The 19,294-nt window shown below is 55.1% G+C and carries 24 protein-coding genes; 10 read left to right on the top strand and 14 right to left on the bottom strand.

Annotated elements, in window-relative coordinates:
* The first annotated feature begins 95 nt into the window (after positions 1–95).
* The gene (locus tag M4I36_RS09290) at positions 96–815 is read left to right on the top strand and encodes a 3-ketoacyl-ACP reductase (RefSeq protein ID WP_258111439.1); all 720 of its coding nucleotides are present in this window, start codon (positions 96–98) and stop codon (positions 813–815) included.
* 117 nt (positions 816–932) lie between these two features.
* Here M4I36_RS09290 and M4I36_RS09285 read toward each other — a convergent pair whose 3' ends face one another.
* Positions 933–1,451 carry a PaaI family thioesterase gene (locus tag M4I36_RS09285; RefSeq protein WP_258111438.1) on the bottom strand — a complete coding sequence of 173 codons (519 nt, stop codon included), beginning with the start codon at positions 1,449–1,451 and terminating at the stop codon, positions 933–935.
* Positions 1,452–1,635: 184 nt separating this feature from the next.
* Between M4I36_RS09285 and ymfI the strand changes: the two genes are divergently transcribed.
* Entirely contained in the window at positions 1,636–2,406 is a 771-nt protein-coding gene (ymfI, locus tag M4I36_RS09280) for an elongation factor P 5-aminopentanone reductase (RefSeq protein ID WP_258111437.1), read from the top strand.
* Positions 2,407–2,447: 41 nt separating this feature from the next.
* A complete protein-coding gene (locus M4I36_RS09275; RefSeq protein WP_258111436.1) occupies positions 2,448–3,005 on the top strand; it encodes a hypothetical protein in 558 nt (185 codons plus the stop codon).
* A 52-nt stretch (positions 3,006–3,057) separates the two neighbouring features.
* On the opposite strand, the gene M4I36_RS09270 is transcribed toward M4I36_RS09275, so the two are convergent.
* The 8 genes from M4I36_RS09270 to clpP form a co-directional block, all read right to left on the bottom strand.
* A complete protein-coding gene (locus M4I36_RS09270) occupies positions 3,058–4,470 on the bottom strand; it encodes a Ger(x)C family spore germination protein (protein WP_258111435.1) in 1,413 nt (470 codons plus the stop codon).
* An 86-nt stretch (positions 4,471–4,556) separates the two neighbouring features.
* Positions 4,557–5,201: an RsfA family transcriptional regulator gene (locus tag M4I36_RS09265; protein WP_258111434.1), complete on the bottom strand. Its 645-nt coding sequence runs from the start codon at positions 5,199–5,201 to the stop codon at positions 4,557–4,559.
* 240 nt (positions 5,202–5,441) lie between these two features.
* Entirely contained in the window at positions 5,442–5,675 is a 234-nt protein-coding gene (locus M4I36_RS09260; RefSeq protein ID WP_258111433.1) for a hypothetical protein, read from the bottom strand.
* A gap of 61 nt (positions 5,676–5,736) precedes the next feature.
* The gene (thiI, locus tag M4I36_RS09255; protein ID WP_258111432.1) at positions 5,737–6,927 is read right to left on the bottom strand and encodes a tRNA uracil 4-sulfurtransferase ThiI; all 1,191 of its coding nucleotides are present in this window, start codon (positions 6,925–6,927) and stop codon (positions 5,737–5,739) included.
* A 3-nt stretch (positions 6,928–6,930) separates the two neighbouring features.
* Entirely contained in the window at positions 6,931–8,079 is a 1,149-nt protein-coding gene (locus M4I36_RS09250; RefSeq protein ID WP_258111541.1) for a cysteine desulfurase family protein, read from the bottom strand.
* A 241-nt stretch (positions 8,080–8,320) separates the two neighbouring features.
* Positions 8,321–9,397, bottom strand: a complete 1,077-nt coding sequence (gene gap / locus M4I36_RS09245) for a type I glyceraldehyde-3-phosphate dehydrogenase (RefSeq protein ID WP_258111431.1) — start codon at positions 9,395–9,397, stop codon at positions 8,321–8,323.
* Positions 9,398–9,586: 189 nt separating this feature from the next.
* Positions 9,587–10,603 carry an SAM-dependent methyltransferase gene (locus tag M4I36_RS09240; protein ID WP_258111430.1) on the bottom strand — a complete coding sequence of 339 codons (1,017 nt, stop codon included), beginning with the start codon at positions 10,601–10,603 and terminating at the stop codon, positions 9,587–9,589.
* A 55-nt stretch (positions 10,604–10,658) separates the two neighbouring features.
* Positions 10,659–11,252 (bottom strand): ATP-dependent Clp endopeptidase proteolytic subunit ClpP, encoded by a 594-nt coding sequence (gene clpP / locus M4I36_RS09235; RefSeq protein ID WP_258111429.1) that lies wholly within the window; start codon positions 11,250–11,252, stop codon positions 10,659–10,661.
* A 168-nt stretch (positions 11,253–11,420) separates the two neighbouring features.
* Here clpP and M4I36_RS09230 point away from each other — a divergent pair, with 168 nt between their 5' ends.
* Complete coding sequence (locus M4I36_RS09230) at positions 11,421–11,828, top strand: YgaP family membrane protein (RefSeq protein WP_258111428.1); 408 nt, start codon at positions 11,421–11,423, stop codon at positions 11,826–11,828.
* Between the two features lie 101 nt (positions 11,829–11,929).
* On the opposite strand, the gene M4I36_RS09225 is transcribed toward M4I36_RS09230, so the two are convergent.
* Complete coding sequence (locus M4I36_RS09225; RefSeq protein ID WP_258111427.1) at positions 11,930–12,121, bottom strand: hypothetical protein; 192 nt, start codon at positions 12,119–12,121, stop codon at positions 11,930–11,932.
* Between the two features lie 85 nt (positions 12,122–12,206).
* On the opposite strand from M4I36_RS09225, the gene M4I36_RS09220 reads away from it, so the two are divergent.
* The 6 genes from M4I36_RS09220 to M4I36_RS09195 all read left to right on the top strand — a co-directional run bounded on the left by M4I36_RS09220 (position 12,207) and on the right by M4I36_RS09195 (position 14,453).
* A complete protein-coding gene (locus M4I36_RS09220; protein ID WP_258111426.1) occupies positions 12,207–12,494 on the top strand; it encodes a hypothetical protein in 288 nt (95 codons plus the stop codon).
* 35 nt (positions 12,495–12,529) lie between these two features.
* On the top strand, positions 12,530–13,015 hold the full coding sequence (locus M4I36_RS09215; protein WP_258111425.1) for an IDEAL domain-containing protein: 486 nt from the start codon (positions 12,530–12,532) through the stop codon (positions 13,013–13,015).
* 25 nt (positions 13,016–13,040) lie between these two features.
* Positions 13,041–13,316: a DUF3055 domain-containing protein gene (locus M4I36_RS09210; RefSeq protein ID WP_258111424.1), complete on the top strand. Its 276-nt coding sequence runs from the start codon at positions 13,041–13,043 to the stop codon at positions 13,314–13,316.
* A gap of 140 nt (positions 13,317–13,456) precedes the next feature.
* The gene (locus M4I36_RS09205; RefSeq protein WP_258111423.1) at positions 13,457–13,672 is read left to right on the top strand and encodes a hypothetical protein; all 216 of its coding nucleotides are present in this window, start codon (positions 13,457–13,459) and stop codon (positions 13,670–13,672) included.
* 4 nt (positions 13,673–13,676) lie between these two features.
* Positions 13,677–14,078, top strand: a complete 402-nt coding sequence (locus tag M4I36_RS09200) for a YlbF/YmcA family competence regulator (RefSeq protein WP_258111422.1) — start codon at positions 13,677–13,679, stop codon at positions 14,076–14,078.
* Positions 14,079–14,144: 66 nt separating this feature from the next.
* Positions 14,145–14,453: a DUF1292 domain-containing protein gene (locus tag M4I36_RS09195; RefSeq protein ID WP_258111421.1), complete on the top strand. Its 309-nt coding sequence runs from the start codon at positions 14,145–14,147 to the stop codon at positions 14,451–14,453.
* 141 nt (positions 14,454–14,594) lie between these two features.
* Here the strand turns inward: M4I36_RS09195 and fabL are convergent, their stop codons facing one another.
* The 4 genes from fabL to M4I36_RS09175 are packed head-to-tail and all read right to left on the bottom strand — an operon-like array spanning position 14,595 to position 19,273.
* Positions 14,595–15,368, bottom strand: a complete 774-nt coding sequence (gene fabL, locus M4I36_RS09190) for an enoyl-[acyl-carrier-protein] reductase FabL (protein WP_258111420.1) — start codon at positions 15,366–15,368, stop codon at positions 14,595–14,597.
* A 21-nt stretch (positions 15,369–15,389) separates the two neighbouring features.
* Positions 15,390–16,451 (bottom strand): alcohol dehydrogenase catalytic domain-containing protein, encoded by a 1,062-nt coding sequence (locus tag M4I36_RS09185; RefSeq protein WP_258111419.1) that lies wholly within the window; start codon positions 16,449–16,451, stop codon positions 15,390–15,392.
* On the bottom strand, positions 16,448–17,599 hold the full coding sequence (locus M4I36_RS09180) for an acyl-CoA dehydrogenase family protein (RefSeq protein ID WP_258111418.1): 1,152 nt from the start codon (positions 17,597–17,599) through the stop codon (positions 16,448–16,450). Before M4I36_RS09180 ends, M4I36_RS09185 begins: the two co-directional genes overlap by 4 nt.
* A 27-nt stretch (positions 17,600–17,626) precedes the next feature.
* Positions 17,627–19,273, bottom strand: a complete 1,647-nt coding sequence (locus M4I36_RS09175) for a class I adenylate-forming enzyme family protein (protein WP_258111417.1) — start codon at positions 19,271–19,273, stop codon at positions 17,627–17,629.
* Between the last annotated feature and the right edge of the window lie 21 nt (positions 19,274–19,294).

The raw sequence follows: 19,294 nt of genomic DNA, 5'->3' as shown, positions 1-19,294 counted from the left end.
ATAATCTCAGAAATTATAAGATGATTGTGAGGAATGCACAAGCCTTTTTGCGAATTTCCCGAGTATGGCGCAGAATGAGGTTGGAGGTGCAGTAGATGGCTTTAAGAGAACAGACGGCCCTCGTGACTGGGGCTGGACGCGGCATCGGCAAAGCGATAGCAACGCTACTCGCGAGCGAGGGCGTGCACGTTGGAATGTTGGCCAGAACGTCTAGCGGGATCGATCCATTGGCAAAACAACTCGCCGAGGAGTTTGGCGTCCGCACCGTAGCAATTGCAACAGACATCTCCGCACGCGAAGAAGTAGAGCAGGCGGTCGCGGCGGTTCAAGAACATCTGGGCTCATTGGACATTTTAGTAAACAATGCCGGTATTGGTACGTTCGGTTCACTGGTAGACATGCCGGTCGAAGAGTGGGAGCGAATTGTCCGAGTCAATCTGTTTGGTACTTATTATGTCACTCGCTCCGTCCTGCCGTCGATGATAAAGGCTGGCCATGGAAGTATCGTAAACATCAGTTCCACTTCCGGAGAACGCGGAGCCGCCACCACCAGCGCTTACTCCGCTTCGAAGTTTGGCATCATGGGGATGACCGAATCTCTGATGCAAGAAGTCCGCAAACACAATATCCGTGTAACGGCGCTTACTCCGAGTACGGTCAATACGGAACTTGCGGCGAAAGCCGGGTTGAAGACAAGTGACGAGGATTGGATGATGCAGCCAGACGATGTTGCGGAACTCGTCCTTGCCTGTCTGAAGCTTCCCGACCGAGTCTTTGTTAAGACCGCAGGACTCTGGATGACGAATCCACGCTGAGTCGCAGGCCTGTCAGACGAAACTGATAGCGCACTATGGACGGCCTACAAGGTGACTGTCAGGTCAGGGACCGAAAATATTTCCTGACCTGCATCCTCGGATGACCGTCTCCCTGCGCTACTTTGAACGGTTTACCATGCTTTGTGGCGCAAGTACAGCCACCACTACGCCTTGTGCACAGACTTGCCCGGCGACCACAACGTCACTGTGCACGGTAACTTTACGATCCGTCACTTCCACGATTCTCCCTTGCACAGTGATGAGTGGTCCGAGCGGCGTCGGCTTGCGGAAATCAACATGCAGTGAGGCAGTGACGGTTCGTGGTACGGGGCAACCATCGCCAAGTTCACGTCCGGCTTGGCGTAGCAATGCAAGCGCCGCGCTACCCGTACCGTGACAGTCCACCAAAGACGCCATCAGGCCCCCGTACGTAAACCCGGGGATGGCGATATGTTCGGAGAGCGGCGTGTATTCGGTCAGCGTCTCGTCGCCGTTCCAGCGCGTCTTAATGTGGAGGCCATGTTCATTCAAACGTCCGCACCCGTAGCACCACGCAAAGTCGTCCGCGTAATGGTCTTGGACAAACACGCTGGAGTTTTGAATCGACGACCGTTCCGCACCGTTTTGTTCCATCATCTTACACAACCCCTCCTTATGGCTAGCCCTCCTATTATCGCAAAAATTTCCGACTCGCACGAGCCACAGCGCGGACAGGTGACGACCGCAAGCACTTCGAATACACTACTGTAATAGCGACAACATCGGCTACGCTTGGTCTTTGTTCTCGTGTCAGAGAAACCACCCCCAAGGAGCGAACAGTGTGTCCATAAACAACCATCGCAACCGAGTGAGGGAACTCGCGGGTCAAACTGCGATTGTCACCGGATCGTCCCGTGGAATAGGTGCTGCATTGGCGGTCGCGCTTGCCGGGGCAGGTGCCAATGTGGTAGTCAACTACCGACAATCTGCGGCCCTGGCCGAGCAGGTCGTCAACGCCTGCCGCAATCTTGACGTCTCCAGCGTTGCTGTGGAGGCAGACGTGTCTCGTGAATCGGATGTCCAGACTTTGATGCAAGCAGCCGATGGACTCGGCGGGGCACAGATTCTCGTCAACAACGCGGGTGTAGGTCTCACCAAACTCCTTATCGACACGACGTCGACAGAATTTCAAGAGGTGCTCGCACACAATTTGACTTCTTGCTTTCTCTGCTCGCGCGCTGTTTTACCAACGATGATGCAGCGCGGCTACGGACGAATCATCAACATGTCTTCGGTCTGGGGGTTGTCGGGGGGCTCCATGGAAGTTGCCTATTCTGCAGCCAAAGGGGCTGTCTTGGCCATGACGAAAGCTCTGGCAAAAGAAGTCGCGAAGTCTGGTGTCACCGTCAACGCAATTGCACCAGGCGCCATCTCCACGGAGATGCTGAGTCCTTTGGATGCACAGGACATATCCCAATTGACTGACGAAATCCCAGTCGGACGATTGGGCGATACAGCCGATGTCGTGAGTGCTTGTTTATATTTGGCAAGTCCGCAGAGCGGGTATACAACGGGGCAAATTCTGTCCCCGAATGGCGGACTGTACACATAGTGCTAGAGGCTGTGGAATCTTTGTTGGGAAGGAGGATTGCTGTGCCAGCGGAGCATCGAAAATCGAAAGCGAGCCCCTCGTCCAAAAGACGCCAACAGAAGCCTGCACCGCTTCCTCCGGACATCCTTCGACGTCTGCGAAAAGAGGCTTCTTCGCTTGGACTGAGTTCGAGCGAGTTCCTTCGGATTACGCTGCGGATGTCAGAACTGTTGCGTAGCGGCGTTGGAGACTCCGCCAGCATCGACTTGCATCCGCTCGTTCCACTTGTAGACTCCCCGCTCTTCTCATTCGCGGCCAGGAGTCTCTTGGAGTCGTTTATGAACAACAGTGGCGGATCTACTGACGAAGGCGGCACTTCACTTGAGGCAAACGCGCAGAATCCAGCACCGCCTGCGACAGTGCCCAGGCAGCCAGTCAATCCACCGTATCCAGAATGGATGTTTCAGCACCCTGCATCAGAGAGGCAGCCCTCTGCAGAGCCGTATCCACAGGGCATACCGCCAAGGGGTGTGCCGCCAAGGGGTGTGCCGCCACAGGGGCCACCGCCCCCGGCTTATCCTCCAGAGTGGATGACCTTTCGTGGGCCCTATTTCCCGTAATGCGGCGCCGACTTTTGAAAAATCCTCAGGGCCAGCAGTGACGTTGCTGGACTCACTGGCCATTCAGGGACTGCAGTGGCTCCACCTGCGTCCCAAAGCGGCGGACATGAATCTCACTCTGCACATCAATGATGGCGTGTTGCATCTGTTTTTCCCAAGGATACGCGGCGAATGACGGATAGGTCGCAAATTTGGGTCGAATGTACCTAGACACTGGTACGCAGTCGCTGCGGTCTCGAACCAACAAGCGCTCGAGGAGCGCTGTTTCCTCGGCATTCAACTGTTTCTCCATACTCTTCTCTAGTCGCAACTGTGCAGAGGGAGTCGCAAAATTGTAGCCACTCTCAACATTGATGATATCCGCATCGAGCGGAAGTCGAATCCGAATGCGCACGGGATGGGTCAAGTTCACGAGAATGGTAGGCATTCGTTCGGAGTGCAGAGCAACACCGAGGTCTGCAGCGGGTTTGAACGGATCGTCAAAATCAAACTTACCATTTTGCAATCCTCCGTGCAGAAGTGAAAACAGCAGCGCCTGCCGCGTATTCAATGCGTCTACCATACGGTCACCCCGAAAAACTGCTGCCCCGGCAAAATCCACCGGATTTCCGCCGCTACGCACAATCTCTCCAGCACCGCGGCGAGTGACGTCTTGCTTCTTCCCGGACTGCTCTGACCGTCCCGATGATTTGTCTGACTGACCCTCCGAAGAAGGCGTACCGGACGATGAGGAGTCCTCAGAGGTGGTATCGGATGCGGCGCCATCGGTCGCTTTGGCATAGTGATTCATCGCATAGAGCGGCGTGCAGAGGCCTTCATGAGGCGTTTCCAACGTGGACGTCAAATCGTGCAAATAGGCAACCGGAAAGAGACCTGTCCGTTTGCCGACAATCGCAATGCTGTCATTGATGCGCCCCGCCGATTGCTCCAATACGGGATGAAAATTGGCAATAACGTCCCGCGCTGTACCCTTGCTGACACTGACGGAAACCGTCTGTCGAAATTCGCGAAATCGCACGAGCGGACGAAGCGCATCGACGACCCCGCTCTCAGCCAGTTTCTGTCCGAAAATAATTCCTGCCAAATGAGAAAAAGTAACCGTTCGCTCGAGGGAAGTATTGGCCATCAACATGGCCTCACTGACCGAGCGGGCGTGAATCGTAATGGGCCCATTTTTTTTCGAGTCTTCTTTGCTCGATCCGCTCGCAGGATTGACGGGCACAGCAATTCGAAACGTGCAGTCAAGTTGACCGTCGGGCGCTTTGTCGAGACCAAGTGTCGTCACGAATGCTTGCTGCTCTAACTCCTGACGGTCGTAGCACCCGGAGAGCGCAAACGGCCCACCGCTGAGCAGAAGCAACGCCAGCGTCTTGTGAACGAATGGAGCAGAGCGTCTTTGCTCCTGGCTCTGCAACCCGCCCTTCTGTCGCCGTGTTGGCACGTGAAAATGCAGTTTGGCACGCAACCGGTTCACCACCCAGTCATAGGATGGCACCCTTGGTACAACTTATGCAGCCGAGGTAACGACGGCTTTGCTCAAAACAGATGGATTCACTCTGCCTGTTCAATATCGAAATGCTCTGACAAGCGTTCGAGATTGCCATTCTCGTCGATTTTATAGAGAAATCCATCGGACGTGGTCTCGTCACTCAGCACGGTTGCCTTGCGCACTCGCTCCATAATTTGAACCAGAGCCCGGTAGTCGTTGACCACCGTCTCGTATTCTTGGCGCATGTTTCGAAATGCCTCTGTTTGTTTGCGATGCTCGCGCTCCAATTCGGCAAATCTCTGTTTCCACTCGCTGCATTGACGCTCCGCATTGCGCCAACGCGAAGCCCACTGACCTGCCGTGTTTTTTTCCTGCCTTAAAAACCGCAACACCTGTGCCCAACTCATCAAGGTTGCCGTTGGATGGTCGAGGTCGCCCCCTTCCAACTGCGCCTGAACTCGCTCTGCTTTTTTGTCTTTGCGCTCTTCTTTGGCAACTTCAATGATGTTGCGTTGTTGCTTGCGAACGCACGCATTCCATCGAAAGCCGCAAGCTGCGGCCGTGCGCCCGAGCCTCCGACTGGCTTCGTTGAACCCAGCCAACTGCGTGCTACCATCTCGAATGTGACGAAGGACAATTTCCGCCAAAATCGCGTCGTCTTCCGACGTCCAAGCATCTTGTCTCATGGTTCGTAGAGTTTGTCGCATCAGTAGCCCCCCGCGGACGCCAATCCTCTTTGCGCTGGTCGCGAAAAGTGCGGCGTCGTCTGTTTCAAACTACTCTTGTTATGTCCATGTTCGCGAGGAATTAAACTCTTTGCGCCATCAAGAGAGTCCATTGACCAAACAAGCACCACCTACCCCTCAGTTGCACGCAGGTTTGACCGACGTGTGTGGGCGCGGAGGGGCCTGGTTGTTACTGACTTTTACTTGAAAACTCCACAACCTCTATCGGCGTTGGCGCACCTTGCGCCAGCCGAGACGGCGCCACAGGAGCGGATCGGTCGAACGCACAAAGCGCACCGCCGCAGCATGGCGAGGCGTCTTCCGACCTCTGCGACGGATGACAGATTCTACTATCGTGCCGGCCAGAGCCAACGCGGCAGGCCGCCACAACGGCTTAGTCACGCGCAATGTGGTCCGCGTCCAGCGATACACCTTCCAAGCGGTTCGCAGCTTCATCGCCACACCTCCGCAGTTACGATGCACAAGTATGGCCCTATTTACGCTCCCTGCCACGCCATCAGTCCAAAGCGCACTCGGCACCGTCCCGGTAAAGTTTCACCGTCGCCAGTGCCGCTGCGACTAAACCATCCACATCCAGATGCTGCTCGGCCGCTCTGACTTCGTGGCGCTGCGGGCGCGTGCGGGGACTTTTTGGCGCAAATAGCGTGCAGCAATCTTCATATGGGAGAATCGAAATGGGATAAGTGTGCAACTGCTCGGCGATGCGAATGATGTCGAGCTTGTCCATCGTCACGAGTGGCCGAAGAACAGGCAAATCGGTCGCCGTGTCGAGCACATGGAGTGCTTCCAGTGTCTGTGATGCCACTTGTCCAAGCGAATCCCCCGTGACCAGCGCGAGCCATTGTTGCCTATCCGCCAAAGAAGTCGCTACACGGAACATCATGCGTCGAAGAAGAATGGTGTGAAGCATGCTTGGACATGACTTGCGAATGGCCGACTGAATGTCGGTCACCGATATCGACCAAAGCTCGTGCGGCGCACCATAGTCACTGAGACGCGAACTGAGGCGCAAAACTTTATCGAGCGCGCGGTCACTCGTAAACGGCTGACTGTGAAAATGAACCGCATGGATGAGCAGACCGCGCCTGAGAGCTTGCCATCCTGCGACCGGACTGTCTATGCCTCCGGACAACAACAACGCCGCATGACCGCTCATTCCGACTGGCAACCCGCCTGCCCCGGCAAGCGTCTGATGATACAAAAAAGCCCGGCGCTCGCGAATCTCGACGTTTAAGATGGCATCGGGCCGATGTACATCGACCGACAATCGCTCAAAATGCCGTAGAAGGATGGCACCAAGCTCTCTGGCGAGTGCCGAACTGTCAAGCGGAAATTGTTTATTGGCCCGGCGCACTTCGACTTTGAACCGACGGATGTCTGCCCCCCAGTGCCACTCGACATACTGAATAGCAGCGCGGTACAAGTCCTCCAACTCTAAACTCGTCGACTGGGCCGTGGAGAGCGAACTCACGCCAAAGAGCGTCTGAAGACGGTCGAGAGCCCGTGAAAAATGTTCCCCGTCTGCATCTGACAGAGTAATGACCATGCGGCCAGAGAGCCGCTCCACCCGTACCGATGGCAGTTCGCTGAGGCGCTCTTGTACTTGGCGCTGCAAGAGACGTTCAAACTGCCCGCGGTTGTTTCCCTTGTTGCCAATTTCACCATACCGCACAAGAATCGTGTCCACGCTTCAACTCCGTCCAATCGTTTTCAAAATCCACGAGATTCTCTCTCGCAGAGTTGCCAACACAAACGTCACATCTTGTTCAGAAAGCGCTGCATCAAAAGACAAGCGAAAGGCGCTTTGCTGCTCTTCGTCAGACCACCCCATAGCGGCAAGGACGCGATGCGATGTCGAACGCTTTTTTCGGCGCGACGAACAGGCGCTACCCGTCGAAACATAAATCCCCTGCTCTGCAAGTGCATGGACCATGACTTCGGCGGGAATGCCGGGATAGGCCGCTGTGACAATGTAAGGCGACTTGGACATTGGACGTGCAACACGGCACCCCAATGCTTCCAATCCAGATACCATCGCGTCGTGTATGACAAAACTCTCGGCAAGGCAATTGGAATTCGCGTACGTCCTGGCAATCTTGGCCGCCGCACCGAAGCCAACGATGCCAAGGACATTTTCAGTGCCAGAACGAAGTCCCTGTTCTTGCCCCCCACCGAGAAACATCGGCTTCAATGGACTGCTCTTTCTTGCATAGAGTGCGGCCACCCCTTTGGGACCGCCAATTTTGTGCGCGGATACGGTGTAAAAGTCAGGCTCCGACGGCGGCCGCCAGGAGGGCATTTTACAAAACGCCTGGGTCCCATCGACGTGCAGCAGAGCACGGCTATGTTGCCTGAGATGTCGCGACAGAGCTTCGACAGGAAACAGCGCCCCCGTCTCATTGTTGACTTCCATCACAGACACTAACACAGTGTCTTGGCGAAGGGCGGCGACGGCCTGCTCCAGCGCCAGGTCCCCATCTGCATTCACCCCAACGACCGTCACGTCGAACCCTGCTTCTTTGAGCGCATGGGCGGGCTCCCACACGGCGGGATGTTCGACAGCCGACACGACCACGTGACCTTTCGACTTGAAGAAGCGCTCAAAAACCGCGCGAAAAACCCAATTGTTCGATTCTGTTCCGCTACCCGTAAAATAAACAACCCCGGACGAAAAACCGAGAGCGCGCTCAACCTCGCGTCTCGCCTCCTCAACCAGGCGTTCGGCGGCTAACCCCTTCGTATGCAGACTCGACGGATTGCCGTATTCATCCATCGCCGCAATCATTGCCTCTCGGGCTTCGCACCGCAAGGGCGCAGTCGCCGCCATATCCAAATACATCTCTTTCACCAAAAACCCCTCATCTACATGCTTCTTTCCGTATCTGCAGAAGGCATCGTTCGACGTTTTGCGCGTCCTCTAACGCTTGTTCTCCATGATTCTCATCCCCGACACCACGAAAAAAGGTGGGGGCGCATAGCACTCCCACCATTGTACCACCACTCGCCGCTCCTTGGCAGACGATCCCGGTTGACCTTCAAACCCACTCGACTTCGCAACGCAAGAAGACTAAAGAGAGATACTAAAAAACGGTGACTGGGGAGGACTTCTCCGGAACATCACTCTGCACCGATTTCGCTGCCCCCTCACCCGCGCCCATGTATGCCGCTGTTTCGACCATGCGGCAGGCGTAAGCCCACTCGTTGTCGTACCAAGCCAACACTTTAATCGTAGAGTCCGCCACAACGCGGGTCATGGCCGCGTCAACCACAGCGGATCGACCATCGCCATTGAAGTCCACCGAGACGAGGGGCTCTTCCGTGTATCCAAGGACACCACGAAAACTCGGGTCGAGGGCCGCGGTCGCCAGCGCTTCATTCACCATCTCCGTGGTGACGGGCATTCGCACCGTGGCCACCACATCAATCAGGGAAACATTCGGCACGGGCACTCGCACGGAAATGCCGTCGAGACGGCCCGCCAAATCTGGAAGGACTTCTCCGATGGCTCGCGCCGCACCCGTCGTGGTCGGAATCATGGACTGATGACTGGCACGGCCGCGGCGAATGTCTTTGTGAGGATTGTCCAAATTATTTTGGTCATTCGTAACGGCATGAACGGTCGTCAAAAACCCATGTTCCAGGGTGAACGCCTGATGAATGGCCTTGACAACCGGACCAAGTGCATTGGTGGTACAGGATGCCCCGGAGACCACATGGTGAAATCTCCGGTCATAATGCTCTTCATTGACCCCCATGACCAGCGTAAAATCCGCTCCGGGTGTCCCTTTTGCTGGGGCCGTAATGAGTACTTTCTTCGCCCCTTGCCGAAGGTGTTTGGAAGCGCCTTCATAGGTCCGAAATGCGCCAGTCGCTTCAATGACGACATCGATATCGAGTTCCTTCCAAGGAAGTTCCTCAATATTGCGCGTTGCAAACAACCGCGTCGTTTGACCGCCACAGGTCCACTGACTTTCTCCGACGTGCAGAGGTATTGGCCATGTGCCGTGCACGGAATCGTAGGTCAGGAGATGGGCCATGGTCTCTGCGTCTGAGGTTCCATTGACCGCTACCACCTGAAACGCCCCCGTTTCCACGGCACGGCGATAGACCATGCGACCAATCCGGCCAAATCCGTTGATTGCAACACGCAAATTCATCAAAAGCGCCCCTTTGTGATAAATGAATAGACCACTCAATCATTATATATCACATAATGGCACATTTGTGACGTGTTATTTTTGAGTTAGAGGTTAAAATTCTGTTCCATCTCGCTCGATTCCACTCGACTCTTCCTCGTGGTAATTTCGAGACATGTCGTCTACCATGGGGTCCACTATGGGGGTCTATCATGGGGTGCCAACCAACAACTTTCCGCGGAGGACTTCAAAACGCTCGCCCATGCCTTGTGGCATCACCAGCTGTTTGAGTGTGGTTCGAATGCGAAGACTTGTCGTCAAATCGGCGCCTGCCAAAGCATTCTCAGCCGCATCGACGATGCCGCGTTCCATCAAAAATTTTCCTTGCGTCGTCAAGCTTGTCTCATAGCCTTGTTCGCGCGCGGCATTCCGGACGGCATCCCAATGCACATCTGCCGTCCAATCTAGAGAGCTGCTTGGCAGCGTAACATTCATCGGATCGATCAACGTCTGTTGACGGAACCCGCGGACCGTACCGCTAGGGCGCAGTCCAACCGCTAAATCGTCCAGAGTGAGACCGTAGTCTAAAAAAAGGAAATCATCCGCATGGACGCCACGACGCAGCCACTCCATCCATCGCCGGTACTCAAGACACAATTCCGCGCATTCGCCTCGCGCAATCGGCAACCAGCGTTCGGCGATCCCGCCGAGCCAGCCCGGCGCTCGTTGCCAGTCGACTGTGCCATCCGCTAGCATGACCATTCTCTCCCAGCCATTTTGGCTCCTCTTCAGTCGCTCGACGGGCAATGCGTCGAGAACTTCGTTGCCATAGACGAAGACGTAGTCCGCGCTGGATATGTGCTGAACATTTTGTTGAACTAAGTTTTCCATGTGTTCTAAGCGACGCAGTTGACGGTGCCCGAGCATTGACGACACATCGACCGGAAAATAACGTAGTTCCGTTTCGAACGGCAGCCGTTCCCGCAAGTATGGCAGCAAGTTCTCCGCGAGCACACCCTCTCCTGGACCCATTTCCACCAGTTGAAGCAACCTTGGTGCTCCTGCAGCAAGCCAAGCAGACAGCACCTCATGGCCAATAGCCGCAGCAAAAAGGCGGCTTTGCGCCGCCGTGTAAAAATCGGCCCCCTGACCGCCTATATGGACGTGCCTTTGATAGTATCCACCCACTCCATAAAGAGCATGGCGCATCCATGCTGCGAAGGACACGCCGCCTGAAGCAAGCAGACTCTTAGAGGGCGAAGCGGAAGCCTTTAGAGGATACCTAGCGGACGATGACATCATCAATCAAGCCATAGGCTTTGGCTTCGTCGGCCGTCAAAAAATTGTCTCTATCCGTGTCTTTCTCCACTTTCTCCAAAGGTTGCCCTGTTCTCTCCGAAAGAATTTGATTCAACCGCTGTCTCGTTTTCAAGATGTGTTCTGCGTGAATCTGAATGTCGGATGCCTGTCCGCGCGCGCCGCCGAGTGGCTGATGAATCATGACCTCAGCATTTGGCAATGCGTAGCGTTTACCCTTTGCACCCGCTGTCAACAGCACAGCCCCCATGCTGGCGGCCAATCCCACACACATCGTCGAGACAGCAGGTTTTATGTGCTGCATCGTATCGTAAATCGCCAAGCCAGCGGACACCGAGCCACCTGGGCTGTTAATGTACATCTGAATGTCTTTCTCAGGGTCATCGGCTGCCAAAAATAGCAACTGGGCCACGATGGAATTCGCAACATCCGAATCAATCGGACTGCCGAGGACAATGATACGGTCTTTGAGCAGGCGGGAGTAGATGTCATAACTGCGCTCTCCGCGACTGGTCTGCTCGACAACATAAGGAATTAGGCTCATTTCATTCGCCTCCATCTCGTGTATGCCACGTCTCAATACATGCCCAGTATCTCACGTCCATGATCATTCGTCAAGGTCAGTCAAAGTCAAATTTTCTTGCCGGGATTGCCAGTTATAGTGTCCATCGCCCCGGAGCACATTACACCTGATGGACATTCAACGTGCAGAGGGGAGGAAACTTCGATGGAACAAAACATCAGCACCCTGAGTCGCTACTCTCGATTGGTAACAGGCATTGTCACTGTGGCAGCTGCATCGTCGGCGAGTCGCAATCGCAATATGTCCCTAGCCATGACATCCTTCGGGGCCATGAAGATGGCGGAAGGCATACTTGGCTGGTGCCCCATGATGTACGTGTGTAATCGGCTGTTTGGAACAGAGCAAAGTAAAGGTTCTGCCTCTTCTCAGGAAACACGGCGCAATGAATCACAATCGGCGACTATGCACTCTTCATCCCAAACCACAGCCGCATCCCGTCAGGCTTCACCTAAGGACGCGCCTCGGCGAGAGTCCTCGCAATCCCACCAAGGGTCAGATGACGAAAGCTCAGAGACGGAAACAAGGGCATACACAGAGCACACATTGATGTAAAGCATACTCCATTGTCAACAAAGCGGAGCCTCTTACGAGTGGCTCCGCTTTGATTCGCACGTGTCGCCCGAGGTGACAACGCTCCAGTCAGAGACTATCCATCACACATGTTCTTCATATTCGAATTTCCGGAACTTCACGCCATATTTGCCGCGCCTCGTCTGATAAACTTGGACGTCCCCAGGATGGTTACTGCCGCGAATTCGGTCATCTGCCTCCACCCACATCACGGCGCAATACGCTTCAAACTTCGAATCGTACAGACCAGCGAAATAAACCCAATCCTTGGCCATGGAGTTCCTCCCCCCTCATCCTCAGTATTCCACCCCCGTCGGAGCTTGTTCCCGGCAATGCTTGGAGCCGCAAGAGGAGAATGACATGGACTGGTCGAGAACTGGCGATTGGAACGAAACGTTGTGTTGTTGGCTCGTGACGGTGCTCATCCCACTGGACGGACGCAAACTCGCCATATTTTCCACTTCTCTTTCCCGAGCGTTTTTGTTAGAATCACAGTATTCCCATCTCACACCTGTGTCGTTTGGTCAGCAAATCGATATTCGAAAAATTCGAACTTCCGTATCGCTTACGTCGCCCATTCTGCTTCATGGAACTCGACAGATACGGTTTCCAGCCCAGATAAAGCGAATCTGCCGAATCATACAATGACATTGCAGCGACTTTCGTTGTGAGGAGTGACTTGCATGATTCCGAAAGAAGAACTCATCGAACTGAAGACCAAATTGTTGCCAGCGGGCGCCGAGGGCATTATTGAATATTTGTCGATGCATGCCGAACAACTGGAATTGACACAGATATCACTGGAGAACGTACCTTCGCTCATCATCGGTAGGTTGGGCATGATTGCACGGCTTCCGGTCGACGGTAAAATGCAAAAAATCAGCCAACCGCCTGAAATCCTTAAAGCTCTGCAGCGGTTTTTCGAGAAACCAAATCTGTTGTATCTGTTCATTAATCTTCCTGATTTGCCCGTTCCGGCAGAAGTCGTTGCCATCATTGAAGAAATTGGTGCACGCGCTGAAAGAAGAGAAAGTCTCAGAAAACAAATTGACGACGCGCTCGACATGCGCGACCGCCTTGCGTTTGAAAGGGCAGCTCGAGAGTTGGCTCGGCTCGGCGAAGTTCAGCGAGACGGCGCATGGCGAATCCGCACGAGATTGGAACGGTAGGTTGTGCGAGAGAGGACGGAATTCTGTGCACGAAGATGCGCTGCTTTATGAAGAGACGGAAGCGACCGAATCGCGCTTCGTTGGATTTCTTGGGACAACGGAGCGTTTGGATTTTGTCATCACGTCAACAAGTCATTTTTATGGAAAAAAGTTAGTCACGTGTCTACAGTCGAGACGCTGCGCGATTCTCGATGCTGCGGAAGCGGAAGACGTCGACCTCATCAAACAACAGTTTGACTTAGACGATGAGGAGTCCGCGGTGTCTCTTGCCGCATTTTTATCTTCCCAACTGTCGTCTTAGTTTCAGCAGTACAGAGCGAGTTCCTCCATCGGCCTCGCTCTTTGTCGTTACGTGGATACGAATTTGCTTGGTTGTGGAGTTGTCCGCTGGAGCCGTATAATGTAGGCGAGCAGAGCTTAATTTACAAAGGAGACCTTTCCATGCAACGGACTCGTTCTTTGCGGTACACCTTGTTTATCTGCATGTTTGCAGTGGTATTGGCGGGGCTGTTTTCGCATTCCTACCTTCTGCTGGCTGCTGCTGTCGTCTTGGCTATTGTCCTCGGCGTTGTTGCGGACGTCGTAGAAAATCGCCCGACCAATCCTTTTCGTAAGTACAATGCGTTGCACGACCATCACGTCTCTGTAGGGGAATAGAGGATTGACAAGCAAACCGTTAGACATCAATGAACTGTTGTCCAAAGCTGAAGATTTGGCGGATGCTGTCTTGGATTCAAGTGCAGTTCGACAGTATCAGCAAGCTGCAGACGCGCTTCAGAACAACCCACACGCGCGCGCTTTGCTTCGCCAGACCAAAGACTTGGCAGACGAAGTCATGGATATGCAAGCACGCGGCGTACCAGCCATACACACATCAGGACTTCTTAAGAAATTAGAGCAACTGTCGGAAGCATTGGCGCAATATCCGGAGGCGCAGGCCATGCAAGACGCACAAAAAAACGTCGATCAACTCTTCACAGAGATTGCCGAGCGTCTATCTCAACCACTTGTGGAGAAGCCTGCAGACGGAAACCTTGAGCCGCTGGACCGTGCCTCGCGTTGACCAGTTCCGGTTGAGAATGATATGCTACACCAGTCGATAAGCCTGCGGGCAGAAAGTAGGATGAGAATGGCAGACGAACACAATCACGAACTCGAACTTGACGAGCACGAAATGGATGACGAGGTCATTGTCCTCGAAGACGAAGACGGGACAGAACATAATTTCATTCTCGGTGAAGTCTTAACTGTGGATGGAAAAGACTATGCCGTCTTGTTGCCTGTGGACGAAGACCTCGAAGAAGGAGTTATCTTCCGCATTGATGGCGAAGATGGAGACCAGATGGTCTTGGCCGACATCGAATCGGACGAAGAGTGGCAAAAAGTTGTGGATGCCTACAATGAAGATTTGGAAGACGAGGAAGAGGACGAGGAGTGACCATCGTTCTTTTCTCCGCTCGGCAGCAAAAGAAAGGCAGGTGTGTGGCGTTTGCCGCTCCTGCCTTATTTTTTGTGCACCGTCGCTCGTCGCCCCCCTACTTCTCAGGGCTTTTGCTGAGAAAAGCCACCACGGTTCGACTCAAGGAACCAGTAATGTCAACCCTCCATCCAACGCGATGGTCTGTCCACGGACCATTTCTGCCTCCTGAGAGCATAAAAAGAGGGCTAGATTCGCAACGTCGTCTGCATTGACCATGCGGTGATAAGGTATTTTCTTCTCAATGTCCGACCACGTCTTTTCAATTTCCGGAAAGTGCTCCAAGGCACCCGTCTCCACCGCTCCTGCTGAAATAGCGTTGGCATTAATGCGACGTGAGGCTAACTCCACGGCAAAATATCGAACCAGTGCTTCAATCGCAGCTTTCGTCGCGCCAACACTCGTGTAGTAGGGGAAAACGCGCTGAGAACCGAAGGAAGAAACCGCCAGAATGGCACCGCCAGACGATGGCATAAGGCCAACCGCTCGCTGAGTGCCGAGTAAAAATGCCCGCGCATTCACATCGACGGTCCAATCAAATCCTTTAGCATCGACTTCCATGGCTTTGCGATTGCGCCCAGAGGCTGCATTGTGTACAAAGACGTCGAGCGTGCCAAAATGGGCCGCAACTTCGTCAAATAGATGATCAATCTTCGCCTCATCAGCCAAATTAGCACGGACCAAGAGCGCTTGCCGTCCCATGGCTTCTACCTCCGCCACAACAGACCGCCCCGCGTCCCCATTGCGAAAGTAGTGAATCACCACATCGGCACCTTCCGCCGCAAAGCGAAGTGCAAGCTGCCGACCAATCCCGCGAGAACTTCCTGTGACGAGAACTCGTTTCCCGTCATAACGACCCGATGCCCCACTTTTCAACCGCTTCGCCTCCTCATTCCCTCATTCGCCACCTGGCTGAAACACCATCCGCCCGACGGCGTGGGAATTTCCAGTAAGAGCTTCCGCTAACCGCCCCATCGGCACGCTCCGCCCAACCAGCAATCCACTGTCCAACAAGCCTGCCGACGACCACTCGAGCAGCAACGCACATTCCTCTACCGTGGACGCGTAGCTACCAACCACGGTGATGCCAAGGCGCACCATCTGGGAAAGCGGGAGCACGGCACGCGCAGGCGACATTCCCACGACACACACCCTGCCTCCAGGGCGGACCACTTGCAAGGCCGCGTACAGAGACGACTCCGAGCCTTCCGTATCGAGTACCACGTCCACGCCACCGCCGGACCAGCGACGCACTTCGCGAGCCGTGTTTCGGACGTTTTCTGCGTGGCCGATGAAGACCGCCGCTGCTCCGAAGCGAGCCCCCATCTCTCGCATCGACTCGCGGCGGGTCCACAGCGCGACAGGTCCGTTAGCAACCAAAGGTACCAACTGTATCGCGGCTAAACCGAGTCCCCCGCCACCCATAACCAAAACAGACTCCTCTGCTTGAACGTCTGCCACCGATTTCAGTGCGTGCAGCGGCGTAGCATATGCATCCACAAGTAGCGCAGACGCCGCAGCACTTCGATTCGGTGGACGCGCCAAAAGCACCTCGGCAGGAACCACGACCTCTTCTGCATAACCACCGTCGCGATGGTACCCCACGATGTGTTGGCGCATGCAAAGATTGGGTTGCCCTGCTCGACAGGCACGACAGGCGGAGCACGAGATAAACGGGTAGACGACCACTCCCTCACCGACTCGAACTTGGGACACTTCGCCGCCCACTTCCATCACGGTGCCGGAGATTTCGTGACCCATAACGACCGGATCGACCATCCCGACCGGAGCATCTTGCCCGCGAGACTGCACGACCGCCCGGTCCGACCCGCACACTCCGCAGGCATCCACCGACAACCGTACCTCATGGGCGAGGAGCGTCCTTCGCTCCAGGCGAACTTCCTTGAGCCCCTGATGGCGCTGGAAGACCCATGCCGAAAATGTCCCCTCCACCCTCACTGCCTATTGCTCCGCTCCGCGCGCCGCGCCGTCTGGAGGAGACTCTCGACGATGGTCATTTTCTGCATCTCTGCAGTTCCTTCTTCAAACCAGAGAGACCGCGCGTCACGGTAGAGTCGCTCGACCGGGCTCCCCACACAGTACCCAATTCCACCATGCAGTGACAGTGCCCCATCCGTGACATCTCCGACCATCTGGATGGCAAACGCCTTGGCCATCGAAGAGTCGACTTGTAGCTCTTCACCAGCATCAAACTTGCGCGCCGCCTCACGACACAACAATCGTCCCGCCTGAACTTGAAGAGCCATCTCGGCCAACCGCATTTGTACCGCTTGTCGACTCGCCAATGATTTTCCAAAGGTCGTCCGCTGCAGCACAAAGGAAATCGTCTGATGCAGCGCCTCAGCAGCCACGCCGACAGCACTTTGTGCAATGCAGGCCCGGCTCTGGTCGAGGAAGCCGCGCAAAGCGAGATCGAACCCACCACCCACTTCGCCGAGTACGTCATCTTCCTTCAACTTGCAGTCGACAAAGCGAAGTATCGCATGGGAACATCCTTTATCGCCCATCATGTGGGGCATGTCTTCCATCGTCATGCCTGGTTGATTCTTCCGAACCAAAAACGCTGTCAGCCCTTGCCTGCCGAGTTCCGCATGGGTCTTCGCAATGACCACAATCACATCGGCTCGGTCTGCGAAGGTGATGAGGTGCTTTGTACCATTCAAGATATAGTGACCCTTCTCATAGGTCGCCGTGGTCCGCAAATCGATGCCCGTTCCGTTACCGGGCTCCGTCAGAGCAAAGGCGACCAAGGCTTCCCCGCGAGCAACTTTCGGAACCCACTCTTCTTGTTGCTCTTTCCGACCATTTCCGACCGTCCGCCAAATGCTGTTGTAGGCGTGAACGACCATGCGGATGGAGCCGTGACAACGAGCGATTTCCTCTAGAATCGGAAAGTACTCGACAAGACCAAGACCTAAGCCGCCAGCCCACTCCGGTTGCGTCAGTGAAAGGAGCCCCAACTCCCGCAAGCGCCCCCAAAGGCCCTCCGGAATGGTGCTTGTACGCTCAATCTCAGCCCCCCAATCGGCAGCCTCGGTGCGGCGAAACTGCTCCGCCACCCGCAACATCTCTTCTGCTTTGCTCACTTTATTCGCTCTCCTCTATTCACCCACTCAGTGCGTCTCCTCTAGGGCGGTATAGTGTCTGCGTAATTCACGCTTCATAATTTTTCCGGAGTGAGTCATCGGCAACACCGTCAAATATTCGAAGCGGTCTGGAATCTGGAATTTAGCGAGACCCTCTGCACTCAAGAATGAGCGCAATTCTTCCTTGTCCGGGGGCACTTGTCCGTCCCCAAGCAAAATGCACGCGACGGTGCTTTGACCGAGTGTCTCATTCGGCACGCCGATTACGGCGGCAGTCGCAATCGCCGGATGTGCCGCGAGTGCGTCTTCGACCAGCTTCGGGTCAATTTTTGTTCCACCACGATTGATGATGTCGTCGGCTCGACCAATGAATCGGTATCGCAATGACTCGTCCATCGTCAACACGTCTCCGGAATGAAACCATCCGTCTTCGTCCCACTGCTTAGCCGACGCTTCCGGATTGCCATAGTACCCAGCGCTAAAATTGGGTCCACGCGCCCACATCTCTCCCGGTTGCCCACAGAGGACGTCTTTGCCGTCTTCATCAACCAGTCGGATCTCGATGCCAGGCACCGCCTGTCCAACCGTCCTGCTGATGGCCTCGATGTCATCGTCCATGCGCGTGCAGCAGGCCACAAATCCTTCCGACCAGCCGAACATACCACCCACCGTGATGGAGGTCTGCTCCTGCAGTCGGCGCAAAACGGCAGCCGGAACTGGCGCACCCGCGTAGAGAAAGACGCGGACAGAGGACGTATCTGCGTCCACCAATCCGGGAGCGTTTGCCACATGAATGACGTGTGGCGGCGCGCCGACGAGATACGTCGGCCGTTCCTCCCCCATCCAGCGCAAGGCGCGAGCCGCTGAAAATCGCTCCATGAGAAGAATTCGTCCGCCGGTCGCAATGGGCATCATGACACCAGCGAGCATCCCCGTCTGGTGACAAATAGGAGCCATGTCCAACGTACCTTCGCCTGGACTGTAACCATAAATGGCAGCATAGGCACGCGCCGACCACAAGTAGTTGGCGTGCAACTGCACCACCCCTTTGGGCGATCCGGTCGTGCCTGAGGTAAACACCATCACAAACGGATCGAGCGGTCCCGGTTGGCTTTGGATGATCTCCGCCTCCGTGCACCGATCTTTGTTAGCGGCAAGATCGCGAAAACGGAGAAGGTCAGCCGGGGGTGCTGGTGTCTCGCCTTGTAGGACAATGTGGGTCAAGTCGGGCAGGGATTGGCGTACCGACATCGCGGTGTCAAGAAGCGACTCCCCGCGAAAACTGTCCGTCACCACCCAAACCTTCGCTCCAGAGGCTTTCAGGCTGTACAAAAGTTGGTCACGCCCTAAGTCGGTTTGCAGCAGAACGGACACAGCACCGAGACGCGCCGTCGCAAAGAGCGCCACAACATAATCCAGGCAATTGGGCAGTTGTAGCGCAACACGGTCTCCCTTTCGCACGCCGAGTTGATAAAGCGAAGCGGCAAAGCTCTCCACCTCTTGCCACAATGCATGGTAAGTGAGGGTGCGGTTTTCATCGCGGTGCTCGACGTTCGGATGGGCAGCGACTTGTTTCATGAGAACGTCCACGTACGACTCGTTCGCCCATATCCCCTGCTCCAGATATGCCTTGGCGCGCGCCTCCGTCAACACCATTCCGGGAAAGTGATGCATGGCAGTCGTCTCCTTTACTTC

This window comes from Alicyclobacillus sp. SP_1, assembly GCF_024706985.1.
GTDB lineage: Bacteria > Bacillota > Bacilli > Alicyclobacillales > Alicyclobacillaceae > Alicyclobacillus_I.
Note: the sequence above shows the minus strand (reverse complement) of the source record. Positions and strands in the feature narration are given on the sequence as shown.